Source organism: Blautia sp. MCC270 (assembly GCF_018785605.1).
Classification (GTDB): Bacteria; Bacillota; Clostridia; order Lachnospirales; family Lachnospiraceae; genus Blautia_A; species Blautia_A fusiformis.
In genome coordinates, this window is sequence record NZ_WQQD01000006.1 from 1 (window position 1) to 21696 (window position 21696).

Below are 21696 nucleotides of genomic sequence, written 5' to 3' on the forward strand. Positions count from 1 at the left end.
CTCCGTACTATCTGTTCTCGATGATCCTCTCATACACACGTTTGGAACAGTTACGATCATTAAATGCAAAGGTCTCATCCATTCGTTTCCTATATTCCTCTTTCATCTGACAACTGTCTGCCATATATTCGATGATCCGGTCCACAGTTCCGTCCAGTGTATGCTCCACCTCTCCGAAGCCATCTCTCTCATAGTCAAAGTATCCCTCTGTGTAGGAATGCGCGCCACTGAAAAAGCTGTCTCTGTCAAACTGGGAGTATACGATGGGTTTTCTCAAATATGCAAAATCAAAGGCAACCGAAGAATAGTCCGTGATCATCAGATCGGTCTGAGCAAAAATGTCCTTGTAGGAATAAGACGAATCCATAAATTTTACCCGTGGATCATGACGGAACATATGCAGACCGTCAATGGTATTGGGGTGAGGCATGAAGCAGATGGTATATCCGTACTTCTCTGCCGCTCCCAGAAGTCTTTCGTTGTTGAGAAGATCATCATAAAAATGGAAATATTCGCTTTCCTGAAATTCTTTTCCAAGCTGCCATACCCCTCTGGCATCGGTTCCTGAGGAAAGGCTTTTGCGCCAGGTAGGCATCACCGTCACATACTTACGCTCATCATGGACCAGACGGTCATAACGCGGCATTCCCGTAAGCCAGATATTTTTTTCCGGATAAAAATAGTCATAGGTAAAGGCAGAATCATATTCCGGCTTTGTGCTGACGATAAATCCGAAAAGATTACGGTTGTATTTGTTCAGCCACTTGGACTGGTTGTCTTTGGTCACACCATGCTGCAAAAATACCAGCTTTTTGTCATAGATGATATCGCGGTACAGATACTCCAGCTTTCCAAAAGGATTGATCACCGGTTTGTTAGCCTGGGAGGACAGTGAAAATTCATTCAGCAGGAACAGAAGCTTATGCTTCCAGGAGAAAGGCTCCACAACCTTTCCAAGCTTCTTCATTTCCACATAATCCTGTGTATCCTTGTTGACTACAAAGTACGGCTCCACCGTAGGGTCCGGATTGGCGCAGAGATAGCGGAACATCACTTCGCCGTTGTCATCTCCGCGTGTTGTACGATCGGAGATCAGCCAGATCTGCTTTTTCTGCTTCGCCTTCTGCATCTCGTAGAGCTTACGCACGAGAACTGCCTTTTTTCCGGCCTTTCCTTGAGAAAATATTGCTTTGGTGCGTTTTTTCTTCAGCTGTTTCTCCCTGCTCTGACTGTATGGCTCTACCGTTACTTCATACTGATGGCCCAGAACCTTTGCATCTTCCTGATCCTCTCCACGGATCATCCGGACTTTTTCGTTAAGATACAGAAGCTTATCCTCTATATGCAGGAAAAGCGGTAGCTTCTTTGTAAATGGCACATATTTTCCGTAGGAAATATTGTACATTTTGTTTACATTTCCATCTGTGCCTGTGCCCCAGCTGATAAACTCCCGGATCTCAGAAAGCGGGATGTCCACGATATACAGCTTCTCAACGGCACTTTCTTCTCTGCACCAGCCGGTTCTTCCCAGTGTATATTTCCATCTGGCTTCATAGGTGTTGCCACCAGTCATCATATATGCACGATTTGTCCTGCTCACAGGCTCCACAATGGAAAATTCACAGTGCAGCTGGTCTTTTTCCGGCTGGAATATCTTGACACGGAGATTATCATATATGGGATTCAGGATCGTGTCTGCCTGATCCGGAATTTTTTTGCATATATCCGGATAATATTTCCGGAGAAGATATACTTTGTTTGCCCTGCTGATATGCTGATTGGACATCACGATCTCCGGAAACTCCATCTGCTTCAGGAAGCTTTCGATACCTTCCTCATATCTGCACTTTTTCTCTTCATCAAGCTTCTCGTTATCAAATATGATATCAGCTATTTTTGCGCTGTAATACAGCAGCACATAATCTGCATTTTTTTCATGAACAGGATTTTCTTTTATTCTGCAGTCTGCGATCTTTCGGAAAAATTCCTGATAAAATACCTCCAGCTGGTCCGGATCCTGCAGCATATTCTTCCAATCCTCCACCATGAGATGGTCCGCAAGGATCTGCACATAGATATCTTCCCCTGAAGCCACTCCCAGACTCCGGCAGCTTACAACGGACTGATATACCATGGTCATCACATCCAGATACCAGATCTCCGGACGGATCTCGGATACCCATTTCACCTGATCTGCGGCAAATGTGTAAGCGGTATACAGCTGATGCAGAAGATATACATTGTTATCCAGCGTTGTTTTTTCGGTGAAACGGTTACAGTAATTATTATGCTCCCGCACATAGATATTTCCTTTTCCACGGATCTTTGTTAGGACAACATCTCTGTTTTCTTCCTCAAAGCAGCGTCTGATCTCTGCACTGGATTTTGGGGAAAAACGGATTCCGGCTTTTGCAAAAACAACATAGCTTCCGGCTATCTTATCCTTCAGCTCCGCCACAAGATCCCCGCATTCCAGTCCGTCAATATATAAAAGATCCCGGTCATCCAGCATCTCCCGGAAACGAGGATCCTCCGGATTGAACTCTCCGTAGATCTTATCCAGCTCTTCGTCCTTGAGCTCTTTCTCCTTTTCTCCGGCTTCCTCCAGCTCCCGCATGTCCCGTTCATCAGGAATATCCATATCTCCTGCAATGCGTACTGCAAGGATCTGTACCGTTCCTTCCGGTGTGACCTCACGTACATTTTTAAAGGTTCTGTAAAGCTTTGCGGTATCTTTTGCAAAAACAACTACTGAAAATTCATACTCCCTGTTCATATTGCTCCTTTTGTATCCTTACATTAAAATTTTTTCTCTTTCAGCCTTCTTTTCAGTTTGTCCGGTATTTGAGCATTGGCTATATATTCATAAATTCGTTTGCTGTTGTCATTGTCCCTGTAGGGAAGAAGCTCATCTCTTCTTCCTGAAAATTCCGGTTTTTCACGGAATCCGTTCCTCGCATATTCTCCGATAAGGTCTACCAGCTGGTTCTGATCCCATGCCAGATCTCCGAAAACATCTTTTTTGTAGTCCATATAGCTTCCCTGGACTTTCTCATAGGTTTCCAGATCAAAGGGATAAAATACCACCGGTTTTTCCTGATAGTAGACATCCCAGGAAACAGAAGAATAATCGGTGATCAGCATATGACAGCTCATCAGAAGCTGATTCAGCGGCATAGTCCCAAATGGGATCAGACGGATATGCCTGTCTTCCACCTGAAAGCTCCGGATATGTTCCCGGAATTTCGGATGGATATAAAAATTCAGCGTGATATTTTCCTTTTCCAGAAGAGTCTTAAGCCTCTCATCCTGCAGAAATGCTTTATAACGCTGATAGTATTCACTTTTTTTGAACTGATCCTCGCTGATATCCTCCAGCCAGCTTCTCCATGTAGGCATCAGCAGGATCTCTTTATGAGCCGGATCCGACTTGTCCTCCAGCACATCCCATCTGGCCAGTCCGGTGATGATGATCTCTTCATTATCGTATCCGAAATAATCATGGATGATCTTCTGTTCATAACCCGAAGACACCACAAACAGTGCCATCTGATTGCCTCCGCCTTTATGAAAGGTCCTGTGGCATTGCTTGAAGCCCATCACTCCATGCTGGAGAAATACGATGTTCTTCCGTGCCTGATACAGAACCTTGTAGATGCTGTTGGGCGAATCCCAGATATAAAAATGCCGGATCGCATCGGTAGATATCAGATACCGTGCAGCGCTGAGATAGATCATGTACTTAAATGACATGAACTGGATCACATTGGCATCATACTCTTTTACAGCCTGATAATCCGGACATTTTTTATCTATTACATAAAAAATCCGACTTCTGTCCCTCTCCGGTGCATGCTCCATACAGTACCGGAAAAAATAGAGGCCGTTGTCCTGTGCCATTGTACAGTATTTCTCGCAGATCAGCCATAATTTCTTATGATCCCAGTAAGGTTTCAGGATAAAATAGCAGAATAATGCAAGAAATTCTTTTGCTATAAATGCATAGCTGTCATATTTCGGATCATATTTCCGGTATTGAATGGTAAACTGCCTTGCTCCGTTGACAAAGGGATAAACCATATGCCCATCCCCGGTTCTGGTCCATCTTGGAAAAAGGATCAGCTTAAGTTTAAGTTTTGAACTTAAGCCTCCCAGGATCGCATCCTCATAATTTCCTTTTCCTTCTTTATCCACAGATGCCACCACATCCCAGAATGCGGTTTCCATCGGATACTGATCTACATTGATCTGTGCATGATACACGATCGTATTTCCTTTTTTTGCTGTCTGCATTTCAAAAGGAAAGCTTGTATCCAGCACTGCATTTCGCTGTTTCAACTTCAGGGAACGGATCCTTCCTCTGGATCCTTCCAGCTCAAAACTGATCTTTATGGTTCCTTTTGTCAGCGAAAATTTCCTGGTTTTTACCTTGATCTCCGCCGGTGCTTCCATTAACTGCTGCAATTTTTCACCACCTGTTACATTTCTTTGATCGCTTTGTAATTTCTTTCACAGTTCTTTGTATCCCACAGATCAAAATATTTTCCGTGTCTTTCCAGATAGATCTCTTCATTGGCAAATCCCTGCTTATGCAGGCGGATCAGCCAGTCCGTTACTTCCTGTTCCGTTACACATACCGGACCGAAGCCATCTTTCCGGAAATCAAAATACCCGATCTGATGATGACTTTGCCGGAATTTTTCATTGTCAAACTGGTAGTAGACCAGTGGCTTTTTCATGTAGGCAAAGTCCATGGCCACACTGGAAAAATCAGTCACCAGCACTGCGGACTCTTTAAGGAGTGTCTGCACATCGTACTCAGGCCAGGACGCCACTGTGATCTTCGGATGATCCACATGAAAATATTTCAGGAACCGATGCATTTCCCTGTGCGGATAAAAGATGATCTGAAGATCGTTCTCCTTAATGTAGCGAATCAGTCTCTCATCCTTGAGAAGTGCATCCCAGTAACGGTAATAATCGGTTTCCATGAATTTCTGTGCTTCCAGCTCGTGATCAGAGGCTGAGATCTCATTGCGGATATACATACGCCAGGTCGGCATGATCAGGATCTGGTTCTTTTTTACCTTCATATCATGAAGCTGGTCAAAACGACACAGTCCCAGCTCCTGCACATAGCCTTCCGGATATCCGTACCGGTCATTGACATATTTCCACTCATCATAGGTACTGGTAACAAAAAGGCTCATTTTTGTATGGGGATAATACAGAAAACTAAGATCTGCCGTAATGATCCCATGCTGCAGGAACGCCCGCTTGTTCCGTAGGATTCCGTAAACCTCCAGCACATAGCAGATGGCTGCGTTTGGTTTTCCCATTTTCTGGGAGCTGATATTTTTTGATGCAGCCAGATAGTAGATCCAGTGGCGGAAGCTTCCATACTGGATCACAGGTCCCAGATCTTTTACCCGGGCATAATCCGGAGATTTTCTATTGATGGCGTACACTGCATCCTCACTGGTATTTTCTCTCAGATATTTGTACAGCCAGAATCCGTTATCCCGGCATTCATTCTCTGTATCACAGAGAAGCCAGAGATCCCTGCGAAAAAGTCTGTAGACCATCGCAATGGGAAATGCCAGGATAAACTTGATGATGTGAAGCAGATCCCCAGGTTTTACTCGTTTCAGTTTTTCAAGAAATGTCTGTTCCATGTTTCCCTCTGTTTACAGGATCCCGGTTTATTCCTCTGACCAGTCTCCGTTATCATCCCAGACAATCTCTCCGTCTCCGCTGTCATCTGTATCTGTACTGTTGTCAAGAGAATCGTCACCGCTTCCGCTGTTGCTGCTGTCATCTACATAGTCGCCGCTATCATCACTGCTGTCATAGTTTCCATCATCACTGCTGTTGTCGTAGCTTCCGTCATCGCTGCCGTCGTAGCTTCCGTCATTACTGCTGTCATAGCTTCCGTCATCACTGTTATCATAGCTTCCATCATCACTGTTGTCATAGCTTCCATCGCTGCTGTCAGAAGAAGTATCCGTGATACCGGAAGAACTGTCTGTCAGATCTGAAGCATCTGTGCTGTCTGCGGAATCACTGCTGTCCGCCTCACTGTTATCCGTTTCCACATTGCCAATAGTGCTCTTCTCACTCTTGTCACTGAGGCTTGTATAGGTCAGGTATGCTTCTCCGTTATCGATCATCAGTTTTGCCTTTTCCATATCGCTCAGCTGTACACTGTAGATCTCATAGGCATTTCCGTCTCCGTCTACGATCTTCATATCATAGATGGCATCTCTTGCAGAATCCGGGGTGTAATACATCTGCACCTGCTCCGCATCTTTGATGGTAGCTTCTGCAGGAACAAGACTTTTGCCCCATTCTTCCCCTCCTGCCGCGCGGAGATAGATCTCACGGATCTCTCCCTTCGTGCTGTTGGTAAGATAAACAAATTTTGCAGTACTGGTCTTTACACCGATCAGCTTCGGTGCAGGTGTAGATGTGGGAAGCGGTGTGGATGTAGCCGGTGCAGCCGTAGGTGCGGCTGTAGGAACCGGTGTTGGTGTCACCTCTGCTGTTTCCTTTGATGATTTTCCACAGCCGGCAATACCAAGCGCCGTCACTGCTGTCAGTACGATCAAAAGCTTCTTATATTTCATAATGATTACCTCCAGATTGCAGTTTTATGCTAAAAATGTTTTTCCAACGAAGTATCCAAGCACCAGGATACCAAGGATGATCCTGTACCAGCCGAATACTTTAAAATCGTGTTTCTTGATATATCCCATCAGGAATTTGATGGCAAGAATAGATACCACAAAGGATACCACAACACCTACGATCAGGATGATCAGCTCTGTAGAGCTGAAGGCAAAACCGAATTTGACCAGTTTCAGAAGACTTGCTCCGAACATAACCGGAATTGCCAGGAAAAAGGTAAATTCTGCTGCAACTGTACGGGATGTTCCTGCAAGGATTCCTCCGATAATGGTAGATCCGGAACGGGATGTTCCCGGAATCACGGAAAGCACCTGGAAGCAGCCGATGATCAGCGCTGTCTTAAAGGAAAGCTCATCCAGTCTGGTGCAGGTTGGTCTGCGGCGTTTGTTGTAGTTCTCGATAACGATAAAAAGCACACCATAAACGATCAGCATGATGGCAACGACCACATAGTTGTAAAATTTCTTTTCAATAATGTCATTAAAAGGAAGAGCGATGATGATCGTCGGCAGACATGCTACCAGGATCTTAAACCAGAGGATCCACTTATCCTTATCACAGTATTTTTCTACAAAAGTAAGGACAGTTCTGGGTACTGCCGGCTGTTTACGCAGTGCCATCTGTGTTTTCTTCGGGATTTTTCTTATGTAAAAAGGCCACAGCTTGTTCCAGTACAGTACAACAACTGCCAGGATCGCGCCAAGCTGGATCACCACCAGGAAAAATTCCATAAATGCCTCGGATACATTCAGCTTGATAAACTCATCCACAAGGATCATATGTCCGGTACTGCTGATCGGAAGCCACTCGGTGATTCCCTCCACAATACCGAGAAGGATAACCTTCAGTAATTCTATAAAAATCATGTTAACTCCTTTCTAAAAGCAAGATAAGGACAGGGCCGGTATGTGAACGACGGCCCCGTCCTTATCAGTATATTACATATTTGACAATTCGTAAACTTTTAATTTTTTATTTCACAGAATTTACAATTTATTATCGATTGTCGATGGTGGCGATATCTACCAGAGTCAGGTGGTTCAGGTCTGTATTCTCAAGACTTGTGACCAGAGCCTCTGCAGTATCAAGGCTTGTAAGCACATTGACACCTGTCTCGATGGCATTACGACGGATCACGAAACCATCTTTCTGATGCTCAACACCCTGTGGCGGTGTATCGATGACAACATCGATCTTGTGGCCAAGGATCAGGTCCATCAGGTTCGGAGACGGCTGCTCCAGCTTGTTGGTACGTGTTACCTTGATTCCGTTCTCAGTCAGGACATTTGCTGTACCTCTTGTTGCGAAGATACGGTATCCCTGAGCCTCGAAGCGTTTTGCGATCGGGATGATATCCTCTTTATCCTCATCCTTAACAGTGATGATCATCTGTTTGTGTTTCGGAAGACGGATTCCTGCCCCGATGAATGCTTTGTAAAGAGCCTCGTTGAAGGTCTTAGCAATACCAAGGCACTCACCTGTGGATTTCATCTCCGGTCCAAGGCTGATATCTGCGCCTCTGATCTTCTCGAAGGAGAATACCGGCATCTTGATTGCGAAGTACTCTGCTTCTTTCTGAAGTCCCGGTGTGTAACCAAGCTCTTTGATCTTATGTCCAAGGATAACTCTTGTTGCAAGCGGAACGATCGGGATTCCGGTTACCTTACTGATGTACGGTACTGTACGGCTGGAACGCGGGTTAACCTCGATGACATATACATCCTCGCCTACAACGATGAACTGAATATTGATCATACCGATTACATGAAGTGCCTGTGCAAGACGGCGTGTGTACTCGGCGATGGTATCTTTTGCTTTCTGGCTGATGGTCTGTGCCGGATATACGGAAATACTGTCTCCGGAATGGATACCTGCACGCTCGATGTGCTCCATGATTCCAGGGATCAAGATGTCCTCACCGTCGCATACCGCATCGACCTCGATTTCTTTACCCATGAGGTATTTATCAACAAGGATCGGATGCTCCTGTGCGATCTGGTTGATGATTCCGATATACTCTTCCACATCCTCATCGCTGACAGCGATACGCATTCCCTGTCCTCCAAGTACGTAGGACGGGCGGACAAGTACCGGATATCCCAGCTCGTTGGCAGCTTTTTTCGCCTCTTCTGCTGTGAATACAGTGTGTCCCTTCGGTCTCGGGATCTGGCATTTCTCAAGAATGGCATCAAAGAGCTCTCTGTCCTCTGCTGCATCTACGTTCTCAGCAGATGTTCCAAGGATCTTAACGCCCATCTTGATCAATGCCTCTGTAAGCTTGATGGCTGTCTGTCCACCGAACTGAACAACAGCTCCGTCCGGTTTCTCGATATTTACAACATTCTCAACATCTTCCGGTGTCAGCGGCTCAAAATACAGCTTATCTGCAATATCGAAGTCTGTACTTACTGTCTCCGGGTTATTGTTGATGATGATCGTCTCATATCCTTCTTTCGCAAATGCCCATGTACAGTGTACAGAACAGAAGTCGAACTCGATACCCTGACCGATACGGATCGGGCCGGAACCAAGTACCAGGATCTTTTTCTTATCTTTTGTTTCTACAGCTTCATTCTCTGTCTGCTCATCGCCGTATACAGAATAGTAATATGGTGTCGCTGCCGCAAACTCTGCTGCACAGGTATCAACCATCTTGTATGCTGCACGGATGCCGTACTCTTTACGCAGGTCTTTGATCTCAGCTTCTGTCTTTCCTGTCAGGTCTGCGATGATGTAGTCCGGGAACTCCAGACGTTTTGCTTCCAGAAGAAGGTCTTTGTCCAGCTTCTGAGTTTTCAGAGCCTGCTCCATCTCAACAAGGATAGCCAGCTTATCGATGAACCAGATGTCGATCTTTGTGATATCATGAAGCTTCTCCTGGGAAACATTTCGTCTCAGGGCTTCTGCGATCTTCCAGATACGGCGATCATCCACAATGTTCAGCTCGTCCATCAGTTCTTCATCAGAAAGATGTGAGAAGTCATAGGACATCAGACTGTCTACATGCTGCTCCAGGGAACGGATAGCCTTCATTAAAGCGCCCTCGAAGTTATGGCAGATACTCATAACCTCACCGGTAGCCTTCATCTGTGTAGTCAGTGTACGTTTTGCTGTGATGAATTTATCAAATGGCAGACGCGGGATCTTAACAACACAGTAATCCAGCATCGGCTCGAAGCTTGCGTATGTTTTGCCTGTGATGGCGTTCGGGATCTCATCCAGTGTGTAGCCCAGTGCGATCTTGGCTGCAACCTTGGCGATCGGATAACCGGTAGCCTTACTTGCAAGTGCGGAGGAACGGCTTACACGAGGGTTAACCTCGATAACGCAGTACTCAAAGCTCTCCGGATGAAGAGCGTACTGTACGTTACATCCACCTGTGATGCCAAGCTCTGTAATAATGTTAAGAGCAGATGTACGGAGCATCTGGTACTCTTTATCTCCTAAGGTCTGGGAAGGAGCAACTACGATGGAGTCACCGGTATGGACACCAACCGGGTCAATGTTCTCCATGTTGCAGACTGTGATGCAGTTTCCTGCGCTGTCTCGCATTACCTCGTACTCGATCTCTTTCCATCCGGCGATACATCTCTCTACAAGAACCTCGCCTACACGGGAAAGACGGAGACCATTCTCAAGGATCTCACGAAGCTCCGGCTCATTATGCGCGATACCGCCGCCGCTTCCGCCAAGTGTATATGCAGGACGGAGAACAACCGGATAACCGATAGTCTGAGTAAACGCAACACCGTCTTCTACAGTTGTTACGACCTTGGATGCTGCAACCGGCTCGCCGATCTTTTCCATTGTATCCTTAAATTCCTGACGGTCCTCAGCTTTACGGATCGTTGCTGCTGTGGTACCGATGAGACGTACATTGTGCTCTTTCAGGAAGCCCTTTTCCTCAAGCTCCATGGCAAGGTTCAGACCTGCCTGTCCGCCCAGTGTAGGAAGTACACTGTCCGGTTTCTCTTTGAGGATCAGCTGCTCTACGACTTCAACAGTCAGAGGCTCGATATAAACTCTGTCTGCGATGTCTTTATCTGTCATGATGGTAGCAGGATTGGAGTTTAAAAGTACAACCTCCATGCCCTCTTCCTTCAGGGAGCGGCATGCCTGGGTTCCTGCATAGTCAAACTCTGCTGCCTGGCCGATTATGATCGGGCCTGAGCCGATTACAAGTACTTTTTTTATGTCCTTATTCCTTGGCATTATTTCTCTCCTCCCATCATCTTCATAAATCTGTCAAAAAGGTAACTGGAATCCTGTGGTCCAGGGCATGCTTCCGGATGGAACTGTACAGTAAAGATGTTCTTTCCGTTATATGCCATACCCTCGTTTGTTCCGTCGTTGACGTTTACAAATGCAGGATGTGCGATATTTTTCTCCTCAAGTCCCTCTGCGTCTACAACGTAGCCATGGTTCTGGGAGGAAATATATACTCTTCCTGTCTCAAGGTCTTTAACCGGATGATTTCCGCCTCTGTGACCGTATTTCATCTTATGGGTGTCTCCGCCTGTTGCAAGAGCCATAAGCTGATGTCCAAGACAGATGGCAAAGATCGGTACATCAGAGTCATAAAGTTTTTTGATCTCTTTAATAATAGAAGTACATTCCTTCGGATCTCCAGGTCCGTTGCTGAGCATGATGCCGTCCGGATTGTCTCCAAGGATCTCTTCTGCAGATGTCAGAGCCGGGTAAATAGTAACCTGGCATCCTCTCTCATTCAGTGAGCGTGCAATGTTTTTCTTGGCGCCCAGATCAAGAAGGGCAACCTTCGGTCCGTTCCCCTTAAGCACTTCCTTTTCGCGGCAGGAAACCTTCTCTACCACTTTTCCTGTTGTATATGCTTTTAATCTGGGGATGATTGTATCCAGGTCATAGTTCTCATCAACTGTGATCATTCCGTTCATGGTTCCCTTCTCACGAAGGATCTTAGTCAGTGCTCTGGTATCAATTCCTGCGATTCCCGGAATGTCGTTTTTGCTCAGAAAATGCTGAATGGTGTCTACGCTTCTGAAGTTGCTGGGAACTCGTGATAATTCGCGTACAATAAATCCGTCAATCCACGGCTTCCTTGATTCCTGGTCATCATAACAGATTCCGTAGTTTCCGATCAGCGGATATGTCATACACACCGCCTGTCCTGCGTAAGAAGGATCTGTCATTACTTCCAGATAACCGGTCATGGAAGTGTTAAAGACAATTTCACTGATGACTTCCCTTGCAGAACCAATGCTAGTTCCTGTAAATACATGGCCATCTTCCAATATCAGAAATGCTTTCATACAATCTCCCTTTCTTTGTTCTCTTATTTTATCCTAAATCTTCAAAATTGTATCACAGGAATCGTCATTTTTCAACACCATATGCAAAAAAAATGTATAAAACTAACTCAAAATATTTTTTTTGAATTTTTTTAATTTTTTTGAATTTTTCTATTGACATTATCCAATTCCTGAGTTATTATAAGTGAGCAGTCGACGAGCGGAGCAAACAAAGCAAAGCAAGCCGGTTGAAAAAATGCAGGAATGGCGGAATTGGCAGACGCGCAGGCTTCAGGTGCCTGTGGTCGCAAGATCGTGTGGGTTCAAGTCCCATTTCCTGCATTCTTTTTTATTTTATCCAAAATCAAAAAAACAGAAGCGCCCAACACCGGCACTTCTGTTTTTTTATTTATTTTTCTTTTTCAGAAAAGATCTCGCTCCCGCCCCAGAGAAGCGCACCTGTAAATATGAAAAGATCCGAAATATTAAATACGACCTTCTTAAGCTTCGGATTTTCCACATTCAGGCTCACATAATCCGTGACGTATCCCTTTCTGCGACGTTCCGTATAATTATTCAGACCACCGCCCAGGATCATGGAAAGCCCAAGCTTGGATATGCGTGTGCCTTTTTCTCCGGAAGTACGTATATACTCCCAGATCGCACCGCCCAGCACCATAGATGCAAGATCTCTCAGGAATTCTTTATCTTTGTTTTTTAATATTCCAAGCATCATCCCATGATTATGGCAATTTCTTACGATCAGTCTGCCTCCCAGGCACTTTTCCTTCAGATCTTTCTTTTCCGATGTGTTGATTTTTTTCTTTATATAATAGTCTGTACCAAAGATTCCCGCCGTCAGTAAATTCCACAACATTATTCCCCCTCCTTATTTCTGTGGTCTGCATAATATTCAGGCAGGCTCCCACTGGGGAAAGCCTGCCTTATATGCTTATGGTTATTCTGTTTTTTCTTCTATTGTTTCTGTATTTTCCGGATCAGCCGCAGGCCCCTCTGTTTCTGCAGATCCCACTTCCGTTCTTTCCTCTTCCAATTCCGGATCTGATCCTGATGTTTCTGTTTCTGACGCTTCTGCGGTTTCTGCTGTTTCTACTACTTCTGACGCTTCTACTGTCTCTTCCGGATCTGCTACCACTTCTGTAGCTTCTGCGTTTTCTTCCGCTTCTGTCTCCGGTACTTCTGTCACCTCTGCCTCAGCAGCCTCTTCAAGCTCCTCATCTGCCTGCTCGATCACATCGGCAGCTTTCTCTTCCAGCTCCGCTGTAGGACACGCCGCTCCGCAATACGGACAGAAGCTGGCCTCCCGCATCACCGCCTTATGACAGGCCGGGCAGAACTTCTCCCCTTTACTGGCAGCGATCGCATCTCTGTAGTGATCCGCCTCCAGCATGTGCTGGCTGATTTCCTCGCAGATAGCTCCCGTCTCACCGTCAACGGCTTCTCCCTGCTCATAACGTGTATAGATCATCTTTCCGATATCCATCATCAGCTTTTCGGTCATACGCTCCTGTGCAGAGAGCTTGTTACGGATCTTCTGGATCTCATAGAGATTCTCTGCTCTGGAACTTAAGCCCTTTGCCTTTCTTGTCAGTGTGTTTCCCAGATCATCCCAAAAACTGCTTTTTGCCATATCTGTCACGCTCCTTTATATATTAAAGAATCTTCTTGTTTCTTATCCTTCCAGTGCCGGGATCTCCTGTCCACGCATAAGGATCTTCGGACCTCCGTTGCCCTGAATGTATCCCTCTGTGATCACAACCTCTCCGATATTGTCGTCCTTCGGGATCTCATACATGATATCCAGCATATATTCCTCCAGGATAGCCCGGAGAGCTCTGGCTCCTGTATGGCGTTCCAATGCCTTACGGGCAATGGCATGTAAGGCACCGTCCTCAAACTCCAGTTTTACTTCATCCAGTGCCAGAAGCTTCTTGTACTGTTTCAGAATAGCATTCTTCGGCTCCTTGAGGATCTTCACAAGCATATCTTCCGTCAGCCCGTTCAGGGTAAAGATGATCGGAAGACGACCGATAAATTCCGGAATCATTCCAAATGCACGGAGATCATCTACCGTTACTTTCTCCAGCACATGCGGATCATCATCATATTTGTCCTTCAGATCTGCATAAAATCCGATAGACGCCTGTTTATTCAGTCTTTCTTTGATGATATTCTCAAGATCCGGGAACGCACCGCCACAGATAAACAGAATGTTCCTTGTATTTACAGTCACCATAGGTACCATGGCATTCTTGCTGGTAGCACCTACCGGAACTTCCACTTCACTTCCCTCCAGAAGTTTCAGAAGTCCCTGCTGGACAGCCTCTCCGCTGACATCTCTCTGGTTGGTATTCTTCTTCTTTGCGATCTTATCAATCTCATCGATGAAAATGATCCCGTGCTCTGCCTTCTCCACATCATTATCTGCAGCTGCAAGCAGCTTGGATACTACGCTCTCGATATCATCACCGATATAACCGGCCTCTGTAAGAGATGTGGCATCTGCAATAGCAAGCGGTACCTGAAGAAGTCTGGCAAGCATCTTCACCAGATAAGTCTTACCGCAGCCTGTAGGTCCGATCATCAGCATATTGGATTTCTCGATCTCAATATCATCCATGGTATCTGTGGCAACTCTTTTATAATGGTTGTATACACCTACAGACATTACCTTCTTGGCATATTCCTGTCCGATCACATATTCATCCAGAGTTGCTTTGATCTTATGTGGTGCAGGAATATCTTTGAGATCGATCACCGGCTTCGGAGTCTCTGATTTTTTCTTGATCTTCTTCGCCTGGTTTCCGGGATTCTGGAAACTGCCCAGATCGATCATGCTCACATTCGGCATGTTAAAAAGATCGGAATAATTTCCATTGTTCATCTGGGTGTTCATAGTATCAAAGCTTTTCTGCATGCAATCCGCACAGATATGTATATGATTAGGAAGGTCGATCATCTTCCCTGCCTGACTCTCCGGTCTGCGACATAAAAAACAGAATTTCTCGTATTTCTGCTCCTGGTCATTGTCTTTATTATTATCAAACTGATCTGCCATAACATTTCCTTTCTGGTTTTTATTATGCATATTATAGCACATAATCCCGCTGTATCAAATTAAGTTTTTATAAACCGGGGAGCTGCATGTTCTTATGCAGCTCCCCGGTTTATAAATGGTTATCCTGTATTTTCTTTTATTTGTCAGAAGAGGGTTTGCTTCCGAGGGTCACTTCAACCGTCTGTTCCTTGTACTCTCCGCTGTTCGCTCTGGAGATCACCACTTCGATGGTTTCTCCTGCCTCATAATACTGCAACTTATCAACAAGATCATCCTTGCCGCTTACCTTCTGTCCATCCAGCTTCACAATGATATCGCCTTTTTTGATCCCTGCATTATCTGCTGCGCCACCTTCCGTTACCTCAGTAATAAAAGCACCTGCCGGCATATTATACATCTGGATGGCTTCTGTTGTAAGATCGGCAGCCTTGACTCCCATATATCCTACCTTGGAAGAATCTTCCACCTTATCCCTGGTTTCACGGTTCATCAGTTCTTCCAGGATCGGTTCTGCCTTGGAGATCGGAATGGCATATCCCATGCCTTCCACCTGACTGTCTGCATACTTGGCCGCATTGATACCGATCACTTCACCGTTCATGTTCAGAAGTGCACCGCCACTGTTTCCGGGATTGATTGCTGCATCAGTCTGGATCAGTCCGCTGGCTTCTCCGTCCTCTGTACCGATGCTTCTGTTAAGGGCACTTATCCATCCGGAGGTAACTGACTGTCCATAGCCCAGTGCATTGCCAATGGCAACCACCTGCTCACCGACTACAAGATCGTCCGAGCTTCCCATCTGTGCGATCTTGATCTCATCCATGGTCTCATCCGGAATATCGGATTTCTCCACTGCCACCACTGCCAGATCATTCTCTTCATCGGTACCTTTGATCTTGGCAGAAACTGCGTTATCCACATCCGCATCTCCATCGGAGCTGCTTGCCATAGCCTGGGTTTCTTCTTCCGCTCCTACCACATCACTGCCTGCAAAGCACACAGTAAGTGTAGTCGCTCCAGATACCACATGGTTGTTAGTCGCAATGAGAAGCTCGCTGTCATTTTCTCCTACAATAATACCGGAACCACTTCCTGCGCTCTGATACTGCCTCGTTCCATATCCGAAAAAGCTTGGGATCTCCTGCACACTGACAGATGTAATGGCAACGATAGAAGACATGGTTGCCTGGGCTACACCGGCCACTGTACCACTCTCTGCCACAATATCCTTCACAGTAGAATCCGCAGAGCTACTGTCAGTACTATCCTCTGTTCCGGTAACTGTTTCTGTCTTTCCGATCGTTGTACTGCTGTCATTTCCTCTGTATTTATCTGCTGCAATATTCACACCCTGAAAAACTACTCCGGCTACCAGCCCAAAGATCACAGCCAGTGCCACCGCAGTGGCTGCTTTCTTTCCAAAGCTGTTGTTGCCTGAAAAATCTCTCTTTTTCCGTGGCTTTTTGGGCGGTATATTTCCACCGGCATAATTACCGGCCTGAGGCTGGTGCACCTCATAATGTCCGTATTTTGGTTTCTCCTGCGAAATGCCTTCACTCTGTCCGGCACCTGCATCGCTGTCCTGTCTGCTCTCCTGCATCCTGCGTCCCTCAGAATAAGGATGCGTCAGCGGTTTCTGTTCTGCCGAAGCATTCTTATCCTCATCCGGCAAGCCTGTCCCCCATTTATTCTCTTCACTCATGCCTCTGGTGCTCCCTTCTATGTTATCTGATGCATGTATCTGTTACTGCTCACTCCGTTCTCAGTAACATTTATTTCTCTTATAAAAGACAGTTTAACAGGGAATTGTGTTTAAACTGTGATATCTCTTTTAAAAAACCGTGACCTGCTCTTATTTGTTCTTTTTCCAGTATTCCGGATTCATGGTGCAGGATCGGATCATTTTTTCAGGGAGCTTTTTGTATCGTTTTCCGAGAAAATATCCGGCGTATTTGGAGACACTTTGCAAAAACAGTCCGGGGATCAGCCATATGTGGCCTGTTTTCAGAAGATATGCCATGCTTTTTTTTACCAGCCGGATGCCCTCACCTTCGGAAGGCACTCCTTCAAAAACCTCCGGATGCTCCGCCTGGGAAACTCCCAGATCAAAATTCCTGTGGAACTGCTGCATACAGGTGTAATTGTGAGAATGATATACACGCGCTTCTGATACATAGGCAACTCCATAGCCTTTTTTTACCATCCAGCCTGCATAGATCATATCTTCATTAAAAATAGCATGCTCCGGAAATCCACCAATCTCATCATAGATCCTGTGATCATAAGCAGCACAGACGTTGGAGCAGAAATATGTTTTGATCCCGTAGGTCTGTACATCTTTTTCCGTTTTCAGACAGGACTGTTCCGGATAATTAAAGGAACGGGTATATTTTTCCAGAAATCTGCAGTCCTTTTTTGGAAGCTGACGCGCATAAGCGGCTCCTGCCTGTGGATTCTCTGCAAGAGCTCCTACCAGTGCTCCGATCAGTTCCCTGTCTGCCGGCATTGCATCCTGTGTCATAAATACAAGGATCTCCGCATCCGAAAGCTCTGCCGCCTGCCTTCTGGTACCGCCATGGTCAAATTCTTCTTTTGTAAGATGCCGGACTTCCACAAGCGGATATTCCTGTTCCCAGGTCTCTCTCCAGAATTTCTTTTCTGTATTCATGACAAGGATCTTATTGATAGGATATTTCTGTGCGCTGAGTCTTTCCAGCAGTTTTTCAAATTCTTCTCCCGGACGGTATGCCAGGATGATCACGTCTATTTTTAATGTTTTCATATTTGTCTCCTGTCCAGAAAGGACCACCCGTTACTGGATGGTCCCTTCTGCTAGTTGCTCATTTTGATGTTTTATTCATTCTCCGAATAATCTTCTCCGTCGGTATAATCGCTATAATCCGTATCGGAATCGCCTCCGGAATAGTCCGTATCTGTGCTGTAATCGTCTCCGGAGTAATCCGTATCATAATCTGTGTCTGTGCTGTAATCAACATCATCACTTGTGTCCGTACTGCTGTAATCTGTGGATGTATCTCCCTGCCACGTGTACGAATCATCCGTTGCGTCATTCGGTGTATCTGTCACCGCAGGTGCAGTGTCCTGCACGTCGCCTCCGCCTGCGATATTTGTGATCTGGGCACTTCTGTTGAGTACATCCTGCGTCGGAGTGTAACTGGTGTCTCCATACAGAAACTGATGCATCTTCAGAACATTGGATTCCAGTGTGGTAGGTACGATAACGCTGCCCTTTACCTGGGCAAATTTATAATCGTTGGGGAAGCCTGTAGTTTCATCAATACTGTAGCCGATCATAGCCGGGATCATCTTCAAGATCTCTGTTTTGGAAACAGAAGTTTTGACCATCGGGAATACCTGATCCATAATATCAAAGATAGTGGAAAGTCCTGCCTTTTTCGCCTTATCTACGATCATCTGGATCACTCGTCTCTGTCTCTCGGTACGTCCCATATCAAGACTTGCAGTATAACGGATACGGCAGTAGGAGGTAGCCTGTACACCATTAAGATGATAGGTATCTACGATCGCTTCCTCATCCTCCGGCTTCGGATCCGGCAGTTCGATCGGTGTGTAGCTCTTTCCGGTTTCCTCTGATGTCTCCACACAGTAATTGTTCATATGAACGATCTCCGCATAGGAAAGAGGGATGTCCAATCCTCCGAGGCAGTCTACCACAGTTACCAGCGCATTAAAATCAATGGCAACATAATCTGTGATATTCAGATCCAGATTCGTATTCAGCATGGAAACCGCGTTGGTCGGTCCGCCAAATGCATATGCCGAATTGGCTTTGGAATAGGTATCATCCTTTACATTGAGAAGGGTATCTCTATAGACAGACACAAGTTTGACTGCCTTTGTATCATTGTTGATACTCGCAATGATGATGGTATCACTGTTCTCTGTATTCAGCTTCTCATTCTTGCTTCTGTGGTCCAGTCCGAACAGTGCATAGGTGGTATATCCCGTCATCTGCGGTGCCTGATCATTGGTTACAATATCCTGGTCTGCAAGATCTGTTTCCTGGATGTCGATCTTATCCAGTTTGGCTGAGATCTGACCATAAACGAACAGACCTCCGATAAACAGGAGCAGTACAACGATCTCCAGGATAAATAAAATCTTCTTGCTTTTTTTCCGAGGTTTTGACATCTTTTCCTTTTCCCCTTTTTAGTATGCGTTCTTATTAATAAATCCTTTGAATATGGTAAGAAACATGATCTTTATATCAAATCCCACAGACCAGTTTTCGATATAATACAGATCACACTCTATCCTTTTTCTGATAGAAGTATCTCCACGATAGCCATTTACCTGTGCCCACCCGGTAAGACCCGGCCGCACCTGATGCTTGACCATATAACGTGGTATCTCCTCCCTAAACTTTTCTACAAAAAACGGCCGCTCCGGTCTTGGTCCCACAAGACTCATCTCACCCTTCAGAATGTTAAAAAGCTGTGGAAGCTCATCCAGACTGGTATGACGCATAAATTTACCGATTCCGGTAACTCTTGGATCGTTCTTTACTGTCCACGCCTTTTTTTCTTCTGATTCTTTCTGGATCTCCATGGAACGGAATTTATACATCCGGAAAGTCTGATTGTGAAGCCCGACACGTTCCTGCTTATAGATCAGCGGGCCCGGCGAAGTCAGCTTGATCAGCATACACAACACCAGCATCACTGGTGAGGACACAATGATCGCAACGATCGCGCCTGCAATATCCATAGATCTCTTGATCAGTGCATTAAACGTGTTGCTCAGGGGCACATACCGGATATTGATCACCGGAAGCCCGAGAATATCTTCTGTATATGGTTTGGTCGGAATAATATTATTATAATCCGGAATAAATTTTGTGTGCACGCCGGATTTTTCACAGAGTGCAACGATCTCTTCCAGACGATAATACTCACTTAAGCCCAGGGTAATGGCTATCTCATCCAGACGACTGGATGGAAGGATGATCATCAGATTGGCGATTCGACCGATCACCTTAACGCCCTTATAAGTAGTGCCTGCCGGCACATTGTCATCCAGTATGCCCCTGATCACGTATCCCCATTGCGGATTCTGCAGGATCCTGTCTACATATTCCTCGGCAGCACGGCTGTATCCTACCAGCAGCACCTGTTTCTGGTTCATTCCTTTTTTGCGCATATCCCGGAGAATGTAAAATATGACCATACGCACAAACCATTCCAGGACGATATTGATCACACAGAAAGAAACCAGAGTAAGACGGGAATAGTCCAGCTCTTTAAAATTGTAAAGTGCAAACATGATGATAAGGAGCCCTAACGCATTTGCCTTCACAATTCCGGCAAGTACGAGACGACGCCCCTGCATTCGCATCGGTGTATAAAGATCAAAGGCCTGATAAAGAAGTAAATATCCCGGAATAATGAATATCAGCATAAACATATATTCCTGGACGGTCTTGGACTGGACCGCCGAATGTTCAAAAATTCCCTGAAAACGGATCAACCAGGCCAGGGCATAGGAGGCCGCGATCACAAATACATCGATCAGCATATGGAGACGACTGAAATTTTTCTGGTTGTCTTTAATCAATTTCCGCCACCTCATTTAAGTTCATTGCTTTTATCTTATAATAGATGAAACTCAAAAGCAATAAAATCTTCCCTCCGAAATATAAAAATTCTGTGAAAATATGATGTCTTAACCGGCAAAACGCCTAAAAATGTTGATCCAGAGTTCAAACTGGAGCTGTATATAACGCGGAAAATTCCTCATGGAAAATCTGACTTTTTTGTTTTTGCGACTGATCTGAAAGCCGTTTTTGATGCCTGCAAGATACTCACGTCCGAATCCCTTGGACGCAAAAAACAGGATCTTCGCACCGAATCCCACCAGAAAAAACGGAAGGTTCAGCACGATCTGGAGAAACGGCATATTCTTATAGATAAGATAAATATTGTTTCTGGAAGAATACCGGATCTTAAACTGATTATATCTGGAGCCGCTGGTGCCGCTTCCTACATGATAAACCTTCGCTTTTGGAGCATACCAGTTCTGATAACCGCAGATCCTGGCACGATAGCCGATATCCAGATCCTCCAGATAAGCAAAATGCTCCTCATCAAAATCTCCGATCCTGTCAATAAATTTCTTCCGGTAGATCGCAGCTCCCGCACAGGTGGAAAAAATCTTCTGCTCTCGGTCATAATGGCGGATATCCTTGCCTTTTCCCCTGGCAAAAGCCCAGCCAAGGGCACAGTAATAATTTCCGGCATCATCCATCTTGTCCCTGTCATGAAGTTGGATCATCTTTGCCTGACAGGAAAATGCCTTCTTATGTCTGCGCAGGGCAGCAACCATCTCCTCCAGGAAATCCGGTTCCGCTTCCGTATCATTGTTCAGAAGCAGCACATATGGGGAACGTGCCGCATGGATCCCTTCATTGACGGCTCTGCTGAAGCCGTAATTCTCCGGAAGCTGTATCATGTGTACCCATGGATATTCCGCTGAAACAAATGCACAGCTGCCATCAGTGGAACCATTATCCACTAGTATAACCTCAAAATTACGGATAGTCTGTCTTTCAAGACTAGAAAGAACACCATCCAGATATGCCATTCCGTTAAAGTTTGGTATGACTACTGATACTTCCTGCATTGC

At 45.5% G+C, this 21696-nt stretch carries 15 protein-coding genes and 1 tRNA gene; 1 reads left to right on the forward strand and 15 read right to left on the reverse strand.

Features of this window, described 5'->3' with window-relative positions; translation table 11 throughout:
• Nucleotides 1-7 precede the first annotated feature (7 nt).
• The 7 genes from GPK58_RS02105 to GPK58_RS02135 all read right to left on the reverse strand — a co-directional run bounded on the left by GPK58_RS02105 (nucleotide 8) and on the right by GPK58_RS02135 (nucleotide 11975).
• Nucleotides 8-2776 carry a CDP-glycerol glycerophosphotransferase family protein gene (locus GPK58_RS02105; RefSeq protein ID WP_215638114.1) on the reverse strand — a complete coding sequence of 923 codons (2769 nt, stop codon included), beginning with the start codon at nucleotides 2774-2776 and terminating at the stop codon, nucleotides 8-10.
• Between the two features lie 23 nt (nucleotides 2777-2799).
• On the reverse strand, nucleotides 2800-4464 hold the full coding sequence (locus GPK58_RS02110; protein WP_215638115.1) for a CDP-glycerol glycerophosphotransferase family protein: 1665 nt from the start codon (nucleotides 4462-4464) through the stop codon (nucleotides 2800-2802).
• Nucleotides 4465-4478: 14 nt separating this feature from the next.
• Nucleotides 4479-5675 carry a CDP-glycerol glycerophosphotransferase family protein gene (locus tag GPK58_RS02115; RefSeq protein ID WP_215638116.1) on the reverse strand — a complete coding sequence of 399 codons (1197 nt, stop codon included), beginning with the start codon at nucleotides 5673-5675 and terminating at the stop codon, nucleotides 4479-4481.
• Nucleotides 5676-5702: 27 nt separating this feature from the next.
• Complete coding sequence (locus GPK58_RS02120) at nucleotides 5703-6626, reverse strand: hypothetical protein (RefSeq protein ID WP_173775812.1); 924 nt, start codon at nucleotides 6624-6626, stop codon at nucleotides 5703-5705.
• A gap of 24 nt (nucleotides 6627-6650) precedes the next feature.
• On the reverse strand, nucleotides 6651-7553 hold the full coding sequence (locus GPK58_RS02125; RefSeq protein ID WP_015527398.1) for an undecaprenyl-diphosphate phosphatase: 903 nt from the start codon (nucleotides 7551-7553) through the stop codon (nucleotides 6651-6653).
• 130 nt (nucleotides 7554-7683) lie between these two features.
• Nucleotides 7684-10899, reverse strand: coding sequence for a carbamoyl-phosphate synthase large subunit (carB, locus tag GPK58_RS02130; RefSeq protein ID WP_173722534.1), 3216 nt, complete (start codon nucleotides 10897-10899; stop codon nucleotides 7684-7686).
• A complete protein-coding gene (locus GPK58_RS02135) occupies nucleotides 10899-11975 on the reverse strand; it encodes a carbamoyl phosphate synthase small subunit (protein WP_015527400.1) in 1077 nt (358 codons plus the stop codon). Before GPK58_RS02135 ends, carB begins: the two co-directional genes overlap by 1 nt.
• A gap of 237 nt (nucleotides 11976-12212) precedes the next feature.
• On the opposite strand from GPK58_RS02135, the gene GPK58_RS02140 reads away from it, so the two are divergent.
• A tRNA-Leu gene (locus tag GPK58_RS02140) sits at nucleotides 12213-12296 on the forward strand.
• A gap of 67 nt (nucleotides 12297-12363) precedes the next feature.
• Here GPK58_RS02140 and GPK58_RS02145 read toward each other — a convergent pair.
• From GPK58_RS02145 to GPK58_RS02180, 8 genes are all read right to left on the reverse strand, one after another.
• A complete protein-coding gene (locus GPK58_RS02145; protein WP_144094782.1) occupies nucleotides 12364-12831 on the reverse strand; it encodes a signal peptidase II in 468 nt (155 codons plus the stop codon).
• A gap of 81 nt (nucleotides 12832-12912) precedes the next feature.
• On the reverse strand, nucleotides 12913-13605 hold the full coding sequence (locus GPK58_RS02150) for a zinc ribbon domain-containing protein (protein WP_215638117.1): 693 nt from the start codon (nucleotides 13603-13605) through the stop codon (nucleotides 12913-12915).
• A 42-nt stretch (nucleotides 13606-13647) separates the two neighbouring features.
• Nucleotides 13648-15033 carry an ATP-dependent Clp protease ATP-binding subunit ClpX gene (gene clpX, locus GPK58_RS02155; protein ID WP_114002048.1) on the reverse strand — a complete coding sequence of 462 codons (1386 nt, stop codon included), beginning with the start codon at nucleotides 15031-15033 and terminating at the stop codon, nucleotides 13648-13650.
• A gap of 136 nt (nucleotides 15034-15169) precedes the next feature.
• Complete coding sequence (locus tag GPK58_RS02160) at nucleotides 15170-16735, reverse strand: S1C family serine protease (protein WP_215638118.1); 1566 nt, start codon at nucleotides 16733-16735, stop codon at nucleotides 15170-15172.
• Between the two features lie 150 nt (nucleotides 16736-16885).
• The gene (locus GPK58_RS02165; protein WP_215638119.1) at nucleotides 16886-17815 is read right to left on the reverse strand and encodes a glycosyltransferase family 2 protein; all 930 of its coding nucleotides are present in this window, start codon (nucleotides 17813-17815) and stop codon (nucleotides 16886-16888) included.
• 71 nt (nucleotides 17816-17886) lie between these two features.
• The gene (locus GPK58_RS02170; RefSeq protein ID WP_215638120.1) at nucleotides 17887-19206 is read right to left on the reverse strand and encodes an LCP family protein; all 1320 of its coding nucleotides are present in this window, start codon (nucleotides 19204-19206) and stop codon (nucleotides 17887-17889) included.
• 18 nt (nucleotides 19207-19224) lie between these two features.
• On the reverse strand, nucleotides 19225-20628 hold the full coding sequence (locus tag GPK58_RS02175) for an undecaprenyl-phosphate glucose phosphotransferase (protein WP_022426969.1): 1404 nt from the start codon (nucleotides 20626-20628) through the stop codon (nucleotides 19225-19227).
• 108 nt (nucleotides 20629-20736) lie between these two features.
• Complete coding sequence (locus GPK58_RS02180) at nucleotides 20737-21693, reverse strand: glycosyltransferase family 2 protein (protein WP_215638121.1); 957 nt, start codon at nucleotides 21691-21693, stop codon at nucleotides 20737-20739.
• Nucleotides 21694-21696: the final 3 nt, after the last annotated feature.